The sequence below is a fragment of the Bdellovibrio sp. BIS2 genome (genome assembly GCF_055398295.1).
In genome coordinates this window covers 3,240,426-3,258,586 of sequence record NZ_AP035879.1, presented here as the reverse complement: position 1 = coordinate 3,258,586, position 18,161 = coordinate 3,240,426, and the positions used below count along the sequence as shown (strand labels likewise).

At 50.8% G+C, this 18,161-nt stretch carries 17 protein-coding genes; 8 read left to right on the top strand and 9 right to left on the bottom strand.

All coding sequences use genetic code 11. The features are described from left to right. Nucleotides 1-189 precede the first annotated feature (189 nt). From ACZ520_RS15470 to ACZ520_RS15460, 3 genes are all read left to right on the top strand, one after another. The gene (locus tag ACZ520_RS15470; protein ID WP_416480005.1) at nt 190-1,299 is read left to right on the top strand and encodes a VWA domain-containing protein; all 1,110 of its coding nucleotides are present in this window, start codon (nt 190-192) and stop codon (nt 1,297-1,299) included. A gap of 68 nt (nt 1,300-1,367) precedes the next feature. Then, nucleotides 1,368-2,111, top strand: coding sequence for a DUF5020 domain-containing protein (locus tag ACZ520_RS15465; RefSeq protein ID WP_417868250.1), 744 nt, complete (start codon nt 1,368-1,370; stop codon nt 2,109-2,111). Between the two features lie 12 nt (nt 2,112-2,123). After that, nucleotides 2,124-3,584, top strand: coding sequence for a methyl-accepting chemotaxis protein (locus ACZ520_RS15460; RefSeq protein WP_417868251.1), 1,461 nt, complete (start codon nt 2,124-2,126; stop codon nt 3,582-3,584). Here the strand turns inward: ACZ520_RS15460 and ACZ520_RS15455 are convergent, their stop codons facing one another. Beyond that, complete coding sequence (locus ACZ520_RS15455) at nt 3,585-5,387, bottom strand: protein-disulfide reductase DsbD family protein (protein WP_374031180.1); 1,803 nt, start codon at nt 5,385-5,387, stop codon at nt 3,585-3,587. 103 nt (nt 5,388-5,490) lie between these two features. Here ACZ520_RS15455 and motA point away from each other — a divergent pair, with 103 nt between their 5' ends. Together motA and ACZ520_RS15445 are read left to right on the top strand one after the other, a co-directional pair. Beyond that, nucleotides 5,491-6,357, top strand: coding sequence for a flagellar motor stator protein MotA (motA, locus tag ACZ520_RS15450; protein WP_038451640.1), 867 nt, complete (start codon nt 5,491-5,493; stop codon nt 6,355-6,357). A gap of 2 nt (nt 6,358-6,359) precedes the next feature. Further along, nucleotides 6,360-7,316, top strand: a complete 957-nt coding sequence (locus tag ACZ520_RS15445) for a flagellar motor protein MotB (RefSeq protein WP_088564259.1) — start codon at nt 6,360-6,362, stop codon at nt 7,314-7,316. On the opposite strand, the gene ACZ520_RS15440 is transcribed toward ACZ520_RS15445, so the two are convergent. Beyond that, complete coding sequence (locus ACZ520_RS15440) at nt 7,288-7,971, bottom strand: TorF family putative porin (RefSeq protein ID WP_374031177.1); 684 nt, start codon at nt 7,969-7,971, stop codon at nt 7,288-7,290. The genes ACZ520_RS15445 and ACZ520_RS15440 overlap by 29 nt on opposite strands. Nucleotides 7,972-8,080: 109 nt before the next feature. Between ACZ520_RS15440 and ACZ520_RS15435 the strand changes: the two genes are divergently transcribed. Then, nucleotides 8,081-8,911: an exonuclease domain-containing protein gene (locus tag ACZ520_RS15435; protein ID WP_416480007.1), complete on the top strand. Its 831-nt coding sequence runs from the start codon at nt 8,081-8,083 to the stop codon at nt 8,909-8,911. A 24-nt stretch (nt 8,912-8,935) separates the two neighbouring features. On the opposite strand, the gene hflX is transcribed toward ACZ520_RS15435, so the two are convergent. The 4 genes from hflX to ACZ520_RS15415 form a co-directional block, all read right to left on the bottom strand. After that, nucleotides 8,936-10,402, bottom strand: coding sequence for a GTPase HflX (gene hflX, locus ACZ520_RS15430; RefSeq protein ID WP_088564262.1), 1,467 nt, complete (start codon nt 10,400-10,402; stop codon nt 8,936-8,938). A 139-nt stretch (nt 10,403-10,541) separates the two neighbouring features. Next, nucleotides 10,542-10,940: a hypothetical protein gene (locus ACZ520_RS15425; RefSeq protein ID WP_232469070.1), complete on the bottom strand. Its 399-nt coding sequence runs from the start codon at nt 10,938-10,940 to the stop codon at nt 10,542-10,544. After that, a complete protein-coding gene (locus ACZ520_RS15420) occupies nt 10,930-12,198 on the bottom strand; it encodes a C1 family peptidase (RefSeq protein WP_232469072.1) in 1,269 nt (422 codons plus the stop codon). The genes ACZ520_RS15425 and ACZ520_RS15420 overlap by 11 nt, the downstream gene beginning before the upstream one ends. 67 nt (nt 12,199-12,265) lie before the next feature. Next, entirely contained in the window at nt 12,266-13,198 is a 933-nt protein-coding gene (locus ACZ520_RS15415) for a signal peptidase II (RefSeq protein WP_088564263.1), read from the bottom strand. 93 nt (nt 13,199-13,291) lie between these two features. Here ACZ520_RS15415 and dacB point away from each other — a divergent pair, with 93 nt between their 5' ends. Together dacB and ACZ520_RS15405 are read left to right on the top strand one after the other, a co-directional pair. Continuing rightward, nucleotides 13,292-14,716: a D-alanyl-D-alanine carboxypeptidase/D-alanyl-D-alanine endopeptidase gene (gene dacB / locus ACZ520_RS15410; protein ID WP_464126398.1), complete on the top strand. Its 1,425-nt coding sequence runs from the start codon at nt 13,292-13,294 to the stop codon at nt 14,714-14,716. 31 nt (nt 14,717-14,747) lie between these two features. Further along, nucleotides 14,748-15,932: a lytic transglycosylase domain-containing protein gene (locus ACZ520_RS15405; RefSeq protein ID WP_464126396.1), complete on the top strand. Its 1,185-nt coding sequence runs from the start codon at nt 14,748-14,750 to the stop codon at nt 15,930-15,932. 77 nt (nt 15,933-16,009) lie between these two features. On the opposite strand, the gene ACZ520_RS15400 is transcribed toward ACZ520_RS15405, so the two are convergent. The 3 genes from ACZ520_RS15400 to ACZ520_RS15390 all read right to left on the bottom strand — a co-directional run bounded on the left by ACZ520_RS15400 (nt 16,010) and on the right by ACZ520_RS15390 (nt 18,126). Then, the gene (locus tag ACZ520_RS15400) at nt 16,010-16,717 is read right to left on the bottom strand and encodes a TetR/AcrR family transcriptional regulator (protein ID WP_464126394.1); all 708 of its coding nucleotides are present in this window, start codon (nt 16,715-16,717) and stop codon (nt 16,010-16,012) included. Nucleotides 16,718-16,812: 95 nt separating this feature from the next. Continuing rightward, the gene (locus ACZ520_RS15395; RefSeq protein WP_464126392.1) at nt 16,813-17,616 is read right to left on the bottom strand and encodes a hypothetical protein; all 804 of its coding nucleotides are present in this window, start codon (nt 17,614-17,616) and stop codon (nt 16,813-16,815) included. A gap of 60 nt (nt 17,617-17,676) precedes the next feature. Continuing rightward, the gene (locus ACZ520_RS15390; RefSeq protein WP_088564268.1) at nt 17,677-18,126 is read right to left on the bottom strand and encodes a hypothetical protein; all 450 of its coding nucleotides are present in this window, start codon (nt 18,124-18,126) and stop codon (nt 17,677-17,679) included. Nucleotides 18,127-18,161: the final 35 nt, after the last annotated feature.

Below are 18,161 nucleotides of genomic sequence, written 5' to 3'. Positions count from 1 at the left end.
TTCACCGCTTTGGCGCTTTTGGCGTCTGGAAGTGGTTAAAACGACGGTCGAAATTCAGAATGAGACATTATAAAACCCGGTGAACTTTAGACAGGTCACCGGGTTTCTTTTTGATTAAGTTCGATCTGGTGGTTGGAACAACCCTTGCCTTAGAAGTCTTCACGCAGTTGTTGTAACGGGGTGGGGATTATGAAAAAGCAATATGTTGTTCTGACCATGATCTTTTTAGCTTCCACATTTCTTTTCCAGAATTGTTCTCCATCCGGAGTTCAGTTTGAACAGACCCGTGAGTTGGCTTCTGTGACCGAACCGGAAGTCGTCTCTTCCGAAGTTGTTGTCGACAACGAGGCCGAAGCTGAAGAGGCTGCACCCGAAATCAAGACCAAAACTTTCACGGCCGCTTCCAAGGAAAAAGCCGTGGATATGGTGTGGGTGATCGACAACTCTGCTTCCATGACCGCGGGGGCGGATATCATTCGCAAGAACTTTGAAGCGTTCGCTCACCTGGTGGAAAACCAAGTGGATCTGCGTGTGGCGTTGATCTCTAAAAAGGACGCCTTCAATTTGAAGACCCATGTGTCTTTGCCTGAAACCATGAAAAATGGCCAGCAGGTCGACTTTATGGTGCACAGCTATAATCCGTTGCTGGTGGCGGCGGCGGCCACTTGCCCGGAAACGGCGACGGATGCCTTTTGTAAAAAGATTCTGGGTAACAGCAAGTATGACAAAGTTTATTCGTCCCTGAATGACTTTTTCCGTCCTCAGGCCCAGAAGGTGTTTGTGTTCGTGACGGACGATGATTCCGCGGCGAATGCCAATACGACTGTTCAATACGAGGCTGCCAATTCAAACGGTTACGTGGCTACGATCAAGAGTCTGACCATCAACGAAGATTACATCACCGCGGCGACATTCAAGGACCGCATGGTTCGCGCCTTCGGTAAAAATGGTTCCTATAAGGTTTTTGGATTTATTGCCGCAGCTGACAGTAAATGCCGTGCGCGTGAAAGTGCGGCGTATAGTTCGCTGATCTCTTACAGTGGTGGCGTCGCGTTTAATGTGTGCGACAAGGACTGGAGCAAAAATTTCAGTCAGCTATCTGAAAAAGTCGTCGACTATGCCAGCACCGAATATTCCCTGCAAAGTGAGAACGTCAAAAAGGTTCTTTCTGTTAAGCTGAATGGGAAAGTTCTGATTCCGGGTGTGGACTACACGGTGGCTGACGGGAAGGTTGCTTTGAACCCGACTTTGGTCAAGTCGCTGGGAAATTATATCATCGACGTCACCTACACAGAATAGCCAGTACTTCGTAGGGAAATATGAATGCGAGTTGTTTATAGATACTTAGGTTGTCTAACCTAGGTGGAATGACAAAAAACAAAATTCTATTTCATGTGCTTGCATTCGTATTAACGACATCTGTTTCTGCGGTCTCTTCTGCTGCGGACTGGTCACAAACCAACATTCAATTCCTGCATGGGAACGAATACAAAAAAGGCAATGACGACAGCTATTCAGCCACCGTCGTGACCTTTGAGCATTTAAGTTCCTGGGCCTATGGATCCAATTTCTTCTTCTTCGACATCACCAGCCCTGACACGGAAAACAGCACGGCCTATTACGGTGAGTTTTCTCCGGCCCTCAGTCTGGGGAAAACCGGCGTCTTTACGCCGCCGGAAGGGGTACTGAAGGACGTTTTGTTGCAGTTGAATTTTGAAATCCCTCAAGGTCCGGCGCGCCGGGTGAACCTGGGCGGGGTGACCTTTGAATGGAAGGATCTGTGGTTTGACTATCTGGGCACTCAGTTCCTTTATCGCGATGCTTTGGGAATTGACGGGCATACCGGTCAGTTGACGGTGGTGTGGCTGAAACGTTTTGGCGGCGAAACCTTCCCGCTGGAGTTTTCCGGCTTCGTGGACTGGGCCGGTCAGGAAGGTCCACTGAAGGACAATGTGCATACTCAGGCCAACTTCCTTTACGACTTCAATCGCCGCACCCAGAACAAGGTTCCACTGAAAATCGGCATTGAATACAAATACTGGAACAATAAATACGGCATCGACGGCGTGGTTGAAAACGTGCCCCAGGCCAAGCTTCTTTGGATCTTTTAATAAGGAACGTCTATGAATTTCAAAGCTCAATTTAAAGGTCTGCGTGGAAAGCTTCTGGGCGTGGCGGTTCTGCCGTTGATTGCGCTGTCGGTGACGGCGTGGATCAGCTTTCAGGGCTTCAGTCAGATCGGAACCATGCTGAACGAATCTTATGAAGTCTATGTTCCGAACATCCGTTTGCTGGGACAGTTGAATTTGAATCGCGCCAATATTGGTTATTTCACCTTTGCCGCTTTGGCGAATAAAGAGGACATGAAAAACCGCGAAAACTTTGTCGGCCTGCTCGATCGTTCTGTCGATGCTTACAAGGCCGCGATGGCGGAGTATGAAAAGCAGAATTATATTGAGGGCGAAGCGGAAGCATTCCGCGCAATGAAGGACAATTATCCGAAATATCTAGAGTACACCAAGCAGGTGCGTGAAGCTTTGCTGCGCGGAACTCCGGCGGACTTCGAATATGTGGTGAGCCTTGTGGATAAGGGGGGACCTTGGCAGGTTCTGCAGATCCAGATCGATCACACCATCACTAAAATTTATCAGATGTACACAGACATCAGTAAATCAAACAATGACCTGCAGAAAAAAGAACGGGCCCAGAAAGCCTCTTTGATTGTTGGCGTTGCGTTGGGTTCATCGTTGGTGCTGTTCCTGATTATGTTGTGGATTGCAAACCGTGTGTCCGGCTCTGTCGGTCGTGTTGTCGGGGCCCTGACTGAAATCAGTCAGAATGTCTCTGGCGCGATTTCCCAGCTTTCGGTGGCAGGTCAGGCCTTGTCGACGTCTTCCACGGAAGCCGCCGCATCCCTGGAAGAAACCGTGGCCTCTTTGGAGGAAATGACTTCCATGGTTTCGCGCAACTCTGACAGCGCGAAACAGGCGTCTTCTTTGGCGGATGATTCTTCGTCGGTGGCCAAAGAAGGGGAGCGTGAGATCAACGGATTGATTGAATCCATGTCTCAGATTTCCCGCGACTCCAAAAAAATTGAAGAGATCATCCACGTTATTGATGATATCGCCTTCCAGACGAACCTGCTGGCGTTGAATGCCGCCGTCGAAGCGGCCCGCGCGGGAGAGCAGGGGAAGGGCTTTGCGGTCGTGGCCGAAGCCGTTCGGGCTCTGGCGCAGCGTTCAGCCACCGCAGCCAAAGAAATCAATGGCCTGATCAAGGAAAGTGTCGAGCGAACTGAAAAAGGCAGCGTCGTGGCTGACAATTCCGGCCAGGTGCTGACCCGAATCGTGTCTTCCGTTGAGCAGGTTGTGGTGCTGAACCGCGAGATTGCCCAGGCCAGTAGCGAGCAGTCGCAGGGCATTTCTCAGATTAGCAAGGCCATGAATCAGTTGGATCAGGCGTCGCAAAGCAATGCGGCTTCTTCAGAGGAAATCGCCGCAACAGCCGGGGAAATCGAGCGTCGCGCCCACGAGCTGCAGCAGCAGGTTCAGATATTGAGTTCAGAAGTTCTTGGGGCCAGTTGATTACTGGCGGCCCTTTTCCATTCTTCTCAGGAATTCCGGAGCTTTTTCAAACTGAGTCAGAGTCAAAGCATCAATCCACACACCGTGTGGGTTGATGAACACCACCGTCGGCAGGCCCTGGATGTGGTATTTCTTTTTCAGTTCACGCAATTCCGGTGAATCCTTGGTCGCATCAAACTTCAAAAGCACATAATTTTCGGACATTGCACGCACGCGCGGGTCGGTGAATGTGTGCTCTTCCAATTCGTGGCAGGCGGCACACCATTCCGCCCAGAAGTCGATGATCACCGGCTTTTGATCTTTGGTGGCTTGAGCCAGAGCGGCTTCCGAATAAGGCTGCCAGTTCAGTTTCTGGATCTGATTGATGCTGGCGCCACCGATCATCTGCCCGCGGATATACGGGCGCAGATCCAGCACCGCAATCACGGCGTAACCAATACCCACCACCAGCAGGGCCTGCATCAGACCTTTTTGAATGTGACGAAGGGCGCTTTGGCCTTTCGCGGGCAGGAAGGCACCATAGATGCTGGCCAGAACAATCAGGCCGATGGCCAGGGCCCCGTCAAACCAGCGCGCTGGCAGCAGCAGCTCCAGATAATAATAGAACGCAGAAAGCATCAGTGTTCCAAGAATGAATTTGAAAGCATTCATCCACGGACCAGAGCGGGGCAGGGCATTGGCCAGTTGGTTGAAAAGTCCCAACACGATGAAAATCAGACCCAGCCCCAGGGCGTAAACGAACAGATAAAGGAAGCCCATCATCTTGTTCTGCGTGGAGGCCACATAAGTCAAAATCGCCACCAGCACCGGTCCGACGCAAGGGCTGGCCACGATACCGGCAAACAGTCCTGTCAGATAGACACCGATGACACCCTGTTTTTTGGTTCCGCGCCCCAGTTTGTTGCGCAAGAAGGCCGGCACCTGCAGATCATAAAGACCATACATGGACAGTGCCATTGCCAGGAAGATCGCACACACGACGGTCAGAACATAAGGATTCCCGAGGCTGGCTCCGAACAGTCCGCCACTGGAGGCTGCCGCCAGGCCCAGCAATGAATACGTTGTGGCAATCCCCAGAACATAAATGCAACTGGTGAAAAAGTTCTGCAGACGAGTTCTTTCGTTGGAATGATTTCCCAAAACCGCCAGGGTGATTGGAATCATCGGGAAGATGCACGGCGTGAAACTGGTGAAGATGCCGGCAAAGAACACAAAGATCAATCCGGCGATCATGCTGCTTCCCAGGTATTTCTGGAAGTTGGCCGTATCAAAGAACTCTGTTGGCGCAACCATTGGTTGCACTTCAGCGTCTTTGATCTGAGCTTCACCTTCCACCATGGTCACCACAATCGGAACTTCAATCAGTTTTGTGGTCGGGAACAGACAGAACTGATCTGAACACGCCTGATAGGTGAGCTCCATTTTCATTTTGGTGTGTTTTTTCAGGAAACGGTGAGGCGCTTCAATATGTGCGGTAAGCGTTGCGGCTTTTTCCATCCCGCTGCGCATCTTTTTTGAGAACTTGTCATGCCACTGAACGATCGGCTCAATCTTGAACGGAGCCACTTTGAAACCATCGGGTTCAAGAATCACCACGCTGAATTTGTCTTCATAGGCGTGATATCCTTCGGGGAGCGTCATTTTAATTTCGATATTGCCGCCCTGACCCGGACTCCATTCGTAAGGCACGACTTTGGTTTCAGCCAGCAAAGGGTCCGTGTCATTGGGATCAGCAGCCCAAGACTTAGGACTTGCGAACAGGGAAAGCAGAATGGCAACAACGTAAAACAGGCTGAATCTCATGAGTTTCCTCTTAGTATCTCTCCGGACCATGGGCAAGTTTATTTGCGACTGACTCAATATTAACACAGTTCGGTCCGATAGAGAAACTGAGAGGTCATATCTTATGGGTTTTGTAGGTATATTAGTTGTATTCGTGATGGTGTTCGGCGGCTTCCTTATAGCCGGCGGTAACATGTCCGTGATCATCAAGGCGGCCCCTCTGGAGCTGATGATTATCGGGGGCGCGGCCCTCGGAGCGTACATTATTGCCAATCCGATGAAGGTTATCAAAGCCGGATTCAAAATGAGTATCAAAGCAATGACGGCCAAAGGACCTCAAAAGCAGGACTACGTCGAACTGTTGCAGATGATGTTCCAGTTGTTCCAGGCTTTCCGTAAAGAAGGTCCTCAGGGTATTGAGAAACACATCGAGGAACCGGACAAGAGTGACATCTTTAAAGCTTATCCAAGTTTCATGCACAACCATCATGCGGTTCACTTCCTTTGCGACACGATGAAAATCACGCTGTCTGCAGAAATGTCCCCTTACGATGTTGATGATTTGCTGGATGCCGACATCAAAGCGATTCATCACGAAGAACACATGGCGGTTCACGCCGTGCAAACAGTGGCCGATGGTTTCCCGGGTCTGGGGATCGTTGCCGCGGTTTTGGGTATCGTTAAAACGATGGCCCACTTGACGGACGGGGTTGAAAAGATCGGTGCCTTGGTTGCAAGCGCCCTGGTTGGAACGATGTTGGGGGTTTTCGGTGCTTACGGTCTGATTGGTCCGACGGCGACGAAGATGGGTGCCGATATCGATGCTGAAGGCCGTTACCTTGGCTGTATCAAAGCGGCGATGGTGGCTTTGCAGCGTGGTGCGCCTCCGATTGTGTGTGTCGAGTACGCTCGCCGTTCTATTATGCCTGAAGAAAGACCTTCTTTTGAGGAAGTTGACAAAGCTACCAAAGAAATCAAGAAAGCAGCTTAATCATGGCAGAAAAGAAACAGACGATCGTTATCAAAAAGATCATAGTTTCCGGCGGCGGTCACCACGGGGGTTCCTGGAAGGTGGCCTTGGCCGACTTTATGACGGCCTTGATGGCGTTCTTCCTCGTTATGTGGCTGGTGGGGCAATCTGAAGAAACCAAAAAAGCGGTTTCCGATTATTTCTCCACGCCTTCTGTTATTGAATACAACTTCCAGAACTTCGGTGCTGAAATCACTCTGGAAAAACTTTTCCTGGATATTCTGAATGAGCCGTTGAAGGCCTTCCAGAGTTTCATGGAGCCGGCAGATAAAACTCCGAACCTGCTGGACATGGGCTCCACAAAAGTGGTGGCGGCTTATCTTGCGGATCAGATGACAGATGTGGCGAAGAACGTCACGGTCACTCCGGATGGGTATGACTTTGATATTCCTGACTACATGCTGTTTGAGCGTGGCACATCCACGCCGAATGCAAACTTTGTGAAAGTCATGGACAAGATCAAGGGAATCACCACCGGTTTGAAGGATGCGGATATCAAGCTGACTTCGGGTCTGTTCATTCAGGCGGTTCCGGATGGCAGTGTGATGTCGGCGAACAAGGTGGCTTCTGAGCGCTTTGACATTGTTCGTGCCAAAATCATGGCTTCACTTGAAAACAACACGGTGAATGTTTCCGGTGGCATCAGTGTGAAGGAAAAGCGCGGTGAAATTGATCCAGCCAAACTGGTTGGTTTTATCCGTGTGAAGATCGCGCAGAAAGAAATCACTTCCGACGGTCATAAGCCACGCAAGCTCGAAACCCTGTTTGGCCCGTCCCGTGTGGATATGTCTGTGTATGACAGCTTTGTGAATCAGATCAGCAACCGCAAAGCGGCTGAAAAGAAGGACCTGAAACAGCAAGTGGATCAGGACCTCAAAGAAGAAACGGGTATTACAGATCCGTTGATGCAGACAGAATAAAGAAATAGTCTCCAGCCCCGTCAAATTGGGAGCTTTCACTGGTCGCGGTGAGGGCTCCTTCAAAGAAGATCACACCCCATTTTGTTCCCAGCCCGGTTCGTGCATCAAAGTACGGATTGATTGTTTCCACGTCCGGTGTGTTGTAACCGATTTCGTTATTCCACTTCCAGCCGCCGAAGACATCCATGATATTGCCGAAAGCAAAGCGTTCGGATTTTTCATGAGTGGCTTCCCAGTTGGAGTTCGTGTCGTACATGATGCGTGATTTCCACAGATTCAGATGCAGGCTGAGCAGGTCCCCATTGTGGTCGCCACCATTGTAGTACTGACTTTTGGTGTAACCGATTTCCAGTTGTGCATTCTGTGAGAAGTCCACTTTCACTTCCGCATTCATGCGCAGGTTGAAGTGGTCGTCACCATGTTCATAGTTCGTGTTCGAGCCCCAAACCCCCAGGCGGAACTGGGAGCCGAAGTTGAACCAGAATGATCCCTGCAAAGCCGGGGAGTTGTCGGATTGAGAAAGACCGTGCTCCACATAGTGGGAAAGCAGGCTCACATCACCGGACAGCGCAAAGGTTGGAGACGTGCTGGCTTTGGCGGCCGTGGCCCCCAAAGTGCTGATCAGAATAATGGTAAAAGCAATGTATCTTCGCATAGATAGTTCGCCTAATTGTGACTTAGTCCTGCCGGAAAAACAAAGTTTTCGCGCGGGGCCTGCACGGGGAACTGGACCAACAGCCCCAAGAAAGGTAGATTAGCCCGCTATGAATCTTGATTTGCCACTGAATGAATACACATATGTCGCCTTTGATACCGAAACCAGCGGAGCTTATCCGGTCGGGCATGACGTGGTCGAGTTTGGCGCGGTGAAGTGGCATAAGGGTGAAGAAGTCGGCCGTCTGCAGTTTTTGTTCAAGCCGCGCGAACTGATGACGGATTTCATTATTGGCATTCATGGCATCACCAATGAAATGGTGGCTGATGCTCCGTTGATCACCGAAAAGATCCGCGAGATTCATGAATTCTTCAAAGGCGCGATTGTGATGGCCCACCACGCTCCGTTCGATTTGGGTTTTATGGCCATTGATTTTGAAAAAAACCAACTGCCGTTGTTGCCCGAACCGGCATTGTGCACCAGCCTTCTTTCCCGTAAATGGATTCATGGCGTGGAAAACCACAAGCTGCAAACTCTGGTCAGACATCTGAATATTGATGGGGGCCAGGCTCACCGCGCCTATGACGATGCGAAGGCCTGCCTGCAAGTGGGCTTGGCGTGTTTTGCAAAGATGCCGCCAGAAATGACTTTGGCCGGAGCCATCAAAAGTCAGGGGAAGAATCTGTGGTGGAAGGATTATTCTTTGGCGTCCCTCAGTGCGCCCCAGTTTAAGTCCATCATCGAAGCGATTCAGACCAAAAAAGATGTCGATATGGTTTACGAGGGTGGATCAGACCGAGGTTCCACCCGTCGTGTGACCCCGATTGGGATTGTCAGAAATCCGGACGGGGACTATCTGCAGGCGTTCTGCCACAAGGATCAGGCGGCCAAACGTTATTATTTGAACCGCATCAGCGATGCCCAGATCATCTGGATCTAGGGCGCACGCTGGACAATGAATTTGTTATTCTTCGTCGATGTTCCAACTGAGCTTTTTCTTTTTGCCTTTGCCTGGGGCCAGACCGAAGCGTTCTTTGATTTGCTCCAGGTCTTCTTTGCGAGCGCGAACTTTCAGCATCACGCCGTTGGCTTCATAGTTTTCTGAAAGCACGCGCATTTTTGCGCGGATGTCACCGATGGCACCCTGAGTGGTGTACGGGATCAGAACGTCTTCTTCGACCATGGCATTTTCAAAGTGCTTCACAAGTTTGGTGTGCAAAGCTGCGATGTCGTCAGGATTCTTTGCAGACATGAAGTGAGCTTCCGGGAACTCCTTCGCAAGTTCCGCCTCTTCTTCCTGGGACAGGCGATCACGTTTGTTGAAAATCAGCATGCTTGGGATGTCCTGCGCGCCGACCTCTGCCAGGACGGTGCGGGTGACTTCCAGTTGAGAACGGAAGGTCGGGTCTGAACAGTCCACTGTATACAACAGCAAAGAGGCATTCGCCGCTTCATCCAAAGTGGATTTGAAGGACGCCACCAGATCATGCGGCAGTTTTTTAATGAATCCGACGGTGTCAGAGACAAGCATCTTGGGGCGGGTTTCCGGATAAAGAACACGAACGGTGGTATCCAGAGTTGCAAACAGTTTGTCTGCCACCAGCACATCACTGCCAGTCAACGCACGCATCAGGGAAGACTTGCCGGCATTGGTGTAGCCCACCAGCGCGATGGTCAGTTCCTGTTCTCGGCGCGCGCGGCGAGTATCAAGTTCCTGGGAAATGGAGGCCAGTTCCTGCTTCAGTTCCTTGATGCGGTCGCGGATCTTACGACGATCCAGCTCGATACTGGTTTCACCAGCCCCTTTGCCGCCACCACCTTGACGGTCATCGCCGGCGGTAGACTCACGCATGCGTGGAGCCACGTACGTCAAACGCGCAATTTCAACCTGCAGACGGGCGGCGCGAGTGCGTGCGTGTCGACTGAAGATTTCAATGATCACCCCGGTGCGGTCCAAAACCTGGGCGCCGGTGGCGCTTTCAAGGTTGCGCAACTGGGACGGGGAAAGATCGCAGTCAATAACCACAACCTGGGCTTTTTCCTGAGGTGTTGTGTCGCCGGAAGAATCCATGTCTTCAGCGCCTTCTTCAACCTCGAACACTTCTTCGACGTCATCACCGAAAAGATCGTCTTCTTCCTCGTCTTTTTTAAAGCGAAGGGCGGCCTTGTGCTTTTTCTTAACGAAGTTCGGGCTGACTTTGCCGGTTCCACCAGTCCACTGCGCCAGCTCTTTCAGTTTGCCATCACCCAGGACGTTCGCGGTTTTTGTAGAGCTGCGACGCTGGGACATCTGACCGACAACTTCATAGCCAAGGGTTGTGACCAGACGGGAAAGTTCGGTCAAAGAACCTTTGAGTTCCTGATCTGAAGTGCGTTGAAGTTGAATGCCGACAAGGACGGCCTTAAGAGGGGTGGTTTCGTTTTCGTTCATGGCGAACGGTATAACACAGGGCCCGGCAAAATCCAGCGGGACCTCAAAAAAGTCTTTAAATTCGGGGGGATCGGCGCATCATGATGTAGCAAATACCCGGATCAAGATCCTTGGAAGCGAGGAGTCCTTAAAAGCCCGTTTATTTGCGCGGGCGCAAATAGTGGCGCACCAGTTCGCCGGTGCTTACATAAGACCCGTCCTTAAAGACACAGCGATCCAGGGCGAACCATTCCTTAGAGGCTTCAAACTCCAACAGTTCCGGTTTACCGCCCAGTTTGCGGCACAGGTTGAAGCCGGGATTGCTTTTTTGATCCAGAATGTCCGCCGTCTTTACTTCGATATCGACAGTGAAAGCCGTGCATTTGCGGTCCTGGCAGTCTTTGGAGTAAAGTTCGGTGCGATCCTCGTTGAAGCAATAAGTCTGCGCTTCAACAACTTTGGTTTCAGCATTGTATGGCATACGGAAGCTGCCTTTTTGGCAGGTCAAATCCGCAGCAAAGACGGGCGTTGTCAGAAACAGAATCAGACTACTTAACATATGTTGCACCCTTGCCTCGTTTTACGATATCCGCTTTCGGAATCCAGATGTTGCCCTCTTTGCACTGGTAAGAAGGATCATAGTAACCGCAACTGCGGCCCCAGGAATTTCTTAGCAGGTATTCGCACTGCCCGGATTTTTCATTGAATCTGCGGCCGACCAGAACACTCGCGTGCATTCCCAGTTGGGAATAGTCGCGGCGGTCGCCCAGGCCCTGTGCATCGTAACTGAGAACAACCGGATTTTTCGCGCTCAGTTGTTCATCGATTTCATCACCCAAAGATTTTTCGCGGAAGGTCCATGGAGAGGAGACTTTCAAATCTGTCTTGATACGCTGTTTGCATGTGCGGTTGGCCATCTGGTCGATGAAATCCGCGCGCGAAGAAGTTTTCAGGATGTGTTCCAGATCCTTGGTGCTGACGTTCGGGAACAGACGGCGCGAGGTTTGATAGACCTTTTCACAGTTCGGGGCCGACCACGACGTGATCTCGTCCCGTCCTAGTTTGTCGATCTGGGTGATCAGTTCCTGAAATTCACCGTTGATGTTGTCTTCGCTGGGGAAGTCTTTCTCAAGACAAAGGCCTTTTTCGATGGCCCCTTCCAGGGCGCTGGACGGGAAGCCGCCCTCAAGGCTGCCCGCTTTGACGCCGACGTATTTGGCCCCGGTGTTGAACAGGCTGTCGTTATAGTTGACGGCGATGTCCGCGGCCGAGATTTTCTTTTTCAGTTTGAAGGACAATACATCCGCAGCAGCAAAGGCATAACACCAGCCGATCGAATCCTGATTTCGCACCGGGCCCATTTCTTTGCTGACGTCCATGGGTTTGCAGGATTGTTTTTCGCGCGCATAGGATTTTTCAGCCTTCGCTTTCAGGCCGTTCGTGAAGGACTTCAGAATATTCGGAGGAAAACCCAGGGCTTTACCGTAGGCGGTGTAGGCCTCGACAAATTCATTGATTCGACCTGTGTTCGCATATTGTTCCATGTCGACCTGGATGCGGTTGAATTCAGCTCGAAGTGTTTGCGTGCGCAGGGTCGGATAGAAAGTTTCAGGCACACCCAGTCTGCGGCTGGGAATCTTGCATCGCTGCATGCGACCGGTCAGTGAGTCGATCTCCATCGACATATCGTATTTTTGATAGCCCTGCGCAATCTGCTTTGCCTGAAGTTGGATGCTGGAAATGCTGCAGTTATCGGCATGAGCCTGTGGGAAAGGAAAAGCCGTCAAAAATAGGATTACGATCAATGTGCTGCGCATGATTTGTTTATCGGAATTCAGAGCGAAAACCTGTGGATTTACGCGGAAATCAGGACCAAAAGAGGGGCTAGCCCTCTTCTTTGTATTCGATCACGTTTACGGTGCGTTCTTTTTTAATCTGATGCAGGCGTTTGTTGATCTCGTCCGCCAGTTCTTCGAGATGTTTGAACTCGTCCCCGGTACGAAGTTTCAGATGGGCGTCTGCCTTGCCTTCCAGGGCCTGATGCAGGAAGCGCTCAAAAGCATAAAGGGGACCGGCGATGCGGTGGGAAATCAGACGGCCCACCGCAAACAAGATCGCGCAGAACGCAACTGAGATGATCATGAACGTGATCACAAACGGCACCAGGAATTTATTCAGCAAAAAGGCGTTGTTTCCCACCAGTTCCTGAATCGTCACACGCATGTAGGTATAGGAAAACACCGAGCAGATCAGTGTCAGGCTTAATCCCACACCCATCAGGATAAAGCAGTACTTCAACTGAAACGGCATGTTCACCCAGTACTGTTTGCGCACGTTGTTTTCGGGCCACAGCAGTTCACCTTCACGAATGATGGCATAGACGATCAGTCCATACCCCACCCACTGCAGGGCATCGGCGACGTTGAAGGCCGGGCTGGACAAGGACGGCGTGCCGACCACGATAAAGTCCACCACGTAGCCCCAGATGATGCGGTCGGTGACGTTCCCGATGATGCCGCCAATCAGAATGGAAAGACCCGAGCGCAAAGTGAGGGATTTAATTGGAAGCAGGTATTGAATCAAAGCATAAGTCGCCAGCAAAAACGCGCCACCCGTGGAAAGGGACACGATACGCAGTACCGATGGCAGATCCGAGAACAGTCCCAGCATAGCCCCATGGTTATGATGAAGAACGAAGTGCACAGGACCATAGGATTTCAACTGCGTGATTCCTGTTGCCCAGATCTTGGTGATGCGGTCCAAGGACCACGTCGCCAGAAGTGGCAGAATCACAATTAGCCATTCACGTTTTTTCATGAACTTCAGTCTAACAAGTGACTGTTGGACTTGCGAAAGAAAAACAAGAACATTACCATCGTCCAGACACTTGGTTTTTATGAGGAGAGTTGAGTGAAAGCTTTATTGATTTCTTTGGTCGTTGCGCTGATTTCTTTCAACGTTCACGCGGATGATAAGTTTAAGGATATTTCCAAAGAGTTTGAGGCGCTGGCTAAGAAATACGGGGTTCATTCCAAGGATCTTGGGATTTATGCGACGATCGGGGAAGGCGAAGAGCTGAAAACGGTTTTGGATGTGAACGGGAACAAGATGATGGTCCCGGCCTCCATTTCAAAAATTGCGACGGCTTCGGCGGTTTTGGCGTCATTTCCTCCGGGGACTAAATTCAAAACTCAGCTTTTGATCGGCGGGGACCTGAAAAACGGAACTTTGAAAGGGACGTTGTATCTGAAAGGGGGCGGGGATCCTTCGTTCGTCTCTGAAAACATGTGGTATCTGGTCAATGCTTTCACCCGCACTAAAATCAAAAGAATTGAAGGCGATATCGTCGTTGATGACTCTCTGTTCGACAATGTCCGATACGACATGAGCCGTCAGAAAGAGCGTGTGGATCGCGCTTATGATGCTCCGGTCGGGGCGATGAGCTTTAACTGGAACTCCGTGAACATTTTTGTGCGTGCGAACGGGGCGGGGAACGGTGCTGACGTCACCATTGATCCGGAAAATGACTATATCCGTCTGGTGAACAAGGCAAAAACTGTGGGCGGTTCAGCGAACAATCTGCTGGCAGATCGCCAGGAGGACAAAAAATTCCCGGGTGATGTGATTCACGTGGGAGGCAGCATTGGTCAGGGTTTGAAGGAAGTGGTGGTCTTTAAAAACATCACGCAGCCGGACCTTTGGGCAGGGTATAATCTGAAGGCTTTCCTGGCGCAAAGAGGAATTCAACTCACCGGTACGATCAGGAACGGTGTCACACCAGAGAAAGCAGAACTTGTCGCTGAATCGGAAAGCAAACCGATTGAGCAGATGGTGGCCGACATGAACAAGTTTTCAAACAACTATGTTGCCGAGATGCTGACCAAGAATCTGGGTGCGGTGAAAAAAACAAAAGGCGCAACACTGGCTGACGGCGTGCTTGTTATCAATGAGCACATGCAAAGTCTGGGTGTTCCCGCGGATCAATACAATCTGGAGTCACCTTCAGGTTTGTCGCGCCAGAACAAACTGTCATCATTCGCGATGTGGAAGGTCCTGCAGCATTTACGCAACGACTTCCGGGTCCAGCCGGAGTTCCTGACATCCTTGCCGATCGCAGGGGTTGATGGCACGCTTAAAAAACGCATGAAGAATTCCCCGGCAGAACGTTGGGTGCGTGCGAAAACGGGATTCCTGACAGGCGTGGTCTCATTGGCGGGTTATGCGGGTTTGGAGGACGGGCGAGTTGTGACTTTCTCTTTCGTTTACAATGGTTCCACGGATGAGACGAAGATTCGCGCGTTTTTTGATAATTTACTTATCTATCTTGTAAAATAAGCCGATTGAAATGGTGGAAGGTGGACCTCCCATGATGAAACTCAGTGTCTCAGTTCTATACGTTTTTATGCTAGGCGCTCCTGTGGCAATGGCCCAGGGGAATATCGCCGAGCAAGTGGTGCCGCAGGTGCTGGGAAGAAGCCCGGAAGAAAGCCGTCCTTGGCGTGCTCCGGTATTCTCTGACCAGGCTGCCTCCTTGGGTTACCATGAGACCGCTTTCTCCATCCCAAAGGGCATGGACAAGCAAGTTCAGTTCTGGATTGATATCTACACCAAGTATTCCACCAATCAGGGCGTGATTCACGATTCTGAAAATGTTGAGAAGGTTTACGAGATCGTTGATCTGACGGGCCTGACAACAGAGCGTGCGAAGCAAAAGCGCGTCGATGAAGTAAAGAAGGAAATTGCGCTGAAACTGAACTCGCCGGAAGCGGCGGATCGTCTGCGTTTCCAACTGGGTCAGAAGGACCGCATGCAGGATGCGATCTTCTATTCCGGCCGTTATCTTGAAGACATGGAAAAAATCTTCCGTGATGCCAAAGTTCCGGTGGAACTGACGCGTCTGGCGTTTGTTGAAAGTTCTTTCAACATCATGGCGCGCTCCAAAGTGGGGGCCAGTGGTCTGTGGCAGATCATGCCTTACACGGCAAAACCTTATAAAATGATTTCTGCGACCGTGGACAACCGCAATCACCCGATGGAAGCCACAAAACTGGCGGCGAAACTTCTTCGTCAGAACTATTCCATGCTGAACTCCTGGCCGCTGGCGGTGACGGGTTACAATCACGGTCCTACAGGTGTGCGCAAGCTGACTGAAAAGTACGGCACACGTGAACTGGGTCAGTTGGTGACGGATGTAAAATCCAGCAAGACCTTTGGTTTTGCCTCCCGCAACTTCTATGCAAGCTTCCTGGCTGCTTTGGAAGTGGAAAAGAACGCGGGCAAGTATTTCGGTTCTGTGGTGTGGTCCAAACCTTTGGATTCCCAGGATCTGAAACTGCCAGTTTCAGTGAAGTACAAAGAGATCGTGTCTTGGTTTGATGGCGATGACCGCAAGGCGCAGATCTTCAATCCGCACCTGACCTTCAAGGCCCGTAAAGGCCACCCGATCCCGGCTAAAACTGTGATCGCGGTTCCAAAGGACAAATACAATGTCGCTTTGATCACCCTGGCCCGCCGTGACCGCATGGTGGCGATGGAAGATAAAAGAAAATAAAATCAGAGATTGGAAATTGAAATAAAAAAAAGCCGGGATTGTCTCCCGGCTTTTTTATTTTCGAATGTACGGATGGCTTAGATGAAATCGCCTTTACTGCGATTTACTGCCGCCACCGGAGCGGGACCGCCCAGATCCAGATACTTGTGGAAGAGCTGGTAGATCTCTTCAACCACGGCTGTATCGTGGATGGCGGTTGGATTATCGATCGCCATCGTATTGGTCAGGCCGATGAAGGCGTTAACCATGATGTAAGAGATCTTTTCCATGTCGCGGCCCGGGATCTGTGGAAGGTTGTAGCGGACAACCTCCTGGAAGAAACGGATTGTCTCGGACATATAAGCAGCTTCGGCAACATAGTACTGAATGGTGGTCAGTTTAGAGCGAAGTTCCGAGTTGCGACGAGTGGTTTCAACAGCCAGTTCAATCATGCCTTTCACACGCTGCTCGGGTGGCAGTGGGGAAATAGCGCGCATTTTTTCGCTGAAGATGCGTTTGTCTTCTTCAAGGATGTTTTTCACAACCGCTTGTACAACAGACTCTTTGTTACCAAAGAACTGATACAGTGAACCGATGCTGACACCGGCTTCTTTGGCGATTTTGTCAGTCGTGATGGAGTAGAAACCTTCACTAACCAGAAGGCGAGAGCATGCATCCAGGATTGTTGCTACTGTCTGGCGAGAACGTTCTTGTGTGGGAGCCTTTACAATAATCTTAGTTTTCTTCGTTTTTTCTTCAGATGACATCATGTTCACGGAAAACCCTTTCTGAGGACCTAGTTCCATGAGGACAGAATAGGATTGAGTGGACGCGTGGGCAAGTCTGGTTTTTTGCAAACCTGTAATGTTTGTAAATAAATAATGAAGAAAAACGCGAGGTTTTATTCGCTGTAGGCTTGTGCATCCTGAAGAACCTCAGGACCCCACATCACAGTGTCGCCGGAGCTGATGTAGTTCTGAAGAAAGTTCGACAGATCCGAAGCGCCTTCGTTCAGCCAATACATCACACAATCAGAATTGGTTGAATGGGCTCCATGAGCCGTGTCCTGATGAGCCGTGACCATCGGAACGCCGTTGTTCACAAATCCCAGGGCGTGACCCATTTCATGCACCAGCGTGCTTTGCTCGACGTATTTCGGGACTATGCCGTTGGGGTTTGCCCCCGAGCTGCGCACGACATCCTTAAAGATCGCGATGATGGGTGTACCGCCAAGGCTGACACCAATGACTCCGGTTTCAGGGCCGGATCCGGTGCTGTAGTTTCCGTCCAGGAAATAAAGATAGAAACGGGATTCAGCACTGGAGGGAAGCTGACTGTGATACTGCTTGTGCAGATTAACGATATCGATGCCGGTCCATTCCGTTTTTCCCTGCGCCGGGATTGCCGTCATTTCAGCCAGAGTTTTTGGAACAGCGATGGTCGGGGCAGAGCTGCGGTACTGAAAGATCGCCGTCAGGTTGTCTTCCAGAATCTGCCAGTAGTTCATTCCGCCGGCGGTGGTGCCGGTGAAAGGCTCGGACCCTGTTTCATAATAAATCTCCATCGAGATTTTTGCCGTGCTTTTGAAATAGATGCTGGAGTTTGAATAAGGGAAGCTGGATTCAGAGCCAGAGTTGCCACCGCTGCAACCAGCGGCCAGCAAAACACAGATTGTAACAAAAGATCCCAGCAACGTCTTAACCACAGATTCATTTTAGACTGGCTGGCCGCCGTTGCCTAGATCTGGTTTCAAAACCGGACAATGTTACTGCAGTTCCTGCTCGCAATAAACCTGGGCGCGCTCTTCATTGGCTGGATAGCTCATGGATTTGGCCAGTTTCTGGCATTGCTTCTTGGTGATCGTGCGGTTGTACTTGCGCAGGCACTCCCAACGGGCCTCATCGCCCGTATCCGGGAATTCCATCAGTTTGGTGATGGAGTGACATTCTTTTAGATTGGATTGCTGGCGCAGATCGTACAGGCACACCAGACGGGCTTCTTCTGCGTTGGTGGAATACTCCATAGAGGACGCGACACCCAGGCACTGGGTCACGCTGATTTGGTTCTTTTTCTGCTTCAGGCATTTCAAGCGCAGATCATCGCGCTGATCCATGGCAAGTTTCGTGGACTTGGCCACATGGCAAAGTGGGGCGGCCTCCGCACGGAAAGCACCCAACCCAATAATCGCAGCTACAACCAACAAGAGCTTCATCATGTTCGCACTCCAATAAGCACTGGTGTCCTAATCAG

Excerpts from the sequence above, each read along its gene's own strand:
- ACZ520_RS15390 (WP_088564268.1), bottom strand. The coding sequence starts at position 18,126 with ATGATGAAGCTCTTGTTGGTTGTAGCTGCGATTATTGGGTTGGGTGCT.
- ACZ520_RS15435 (WP_416480007.1), top strand. The coding sequence starts at position 8,081 with ATGAATCTTGATTTGCCACTGAATGAATACACATATGTCGCCTTTGAT.
- ACZ520_RS15405 (WP_464126396.1), top strand. The coding sequence starts at position 14,748 with ATGATGAAACTCAGTGTCTCAGTTCTATACGTTTTTATGCTAGGCGCT.
- ACZ520_RS15470 (WP_416480005.1), top strand. The coding sequence starts at position 190 with ATGAAAAAGCAATATGTTGTTCTGACCATGATCTTTTTAGCTTCCACA.
- ACZ520_RS15455 (WP_374031180.1), bottom strand. The coding sequence starts at position 5,387 with ATGAGATTCAGCCTGTTTTACGTTGTTGCCATTCTGCTTTCCCTGTTC.
- motA (WP_038451640.1), top strand. The coding sequence starts at position 5,491 with ATGGGTTTTGTAGGTATATTAGTTGTATTCGTGATGGTGTTCGGCGGC.
- ACZ520_RS15440 (WP_374031177.1), bottom strand. The coding sequence starts at position 7,971 with ATGCGAAGATACATTGCTTTTACCATTATTCTGATCAGCACTTTGGGG.
- ACZ520_RS15420 (WP_232469072.1), bottom strand. The coding sequence starts at position 12,198 with ATGCGCAGCACATTGATCGTAATCCTATTTTTGACGGCTTTTCCTTTC.
- ACZ520_RS15460 (WP_417868251.1), top strand. The coding sequence starts at position 2,124 with ATGAATTTCAAAGCTCAATTTAAAGGTCTGCGTGGAAAGCTTCTGGGC.
- hflX (WP_088564262.1), bottom strand. The coding sequence starts at position 10,402 with ATGAACGAAAACGAAACCACCCCTCTTAAGGCCGTCCTTGTCGGCATT.
- ACZ520_RS15445 (WP_088564259.1), top strand. The coding sequence starts at position 6,360 with ATGGCAGAAAAGAAACAGACGATCGTTATCAAAAAGATCATAGTTTCC.
- ACZ520_RS15400 (WP_464126394.1), bottom strand. The coding sequence starts at position 16,717 with ATGGAACTAGGTCCTCAGAAAGGGTTTTCCGTGAACATGATGTCATCT.
- ACZ520_RS15465 (WP_417868250.1), top strand. The coding sequence starts at position 1,368 with ATGACAAAAAACAAAATTCTATTTCATGTGCTTGCATTCGTATTAACG.
- ACZ520_RS15415 (WP_088564263.1), bottom strand. The coding sequence starts at position 13,198 with ATGAAAAAACGTGAATGGCTAATTGTGATTCTGCCACTTCTGGCGACG.
- ACZ520_RS15425 (WP_232469070.1), bottom strand. The coding sequence starts at position 10,940 with ATGTTAAGTAGTCTGATTCTGTTTCTGACAACGCCCGTCTTTGCTGCG.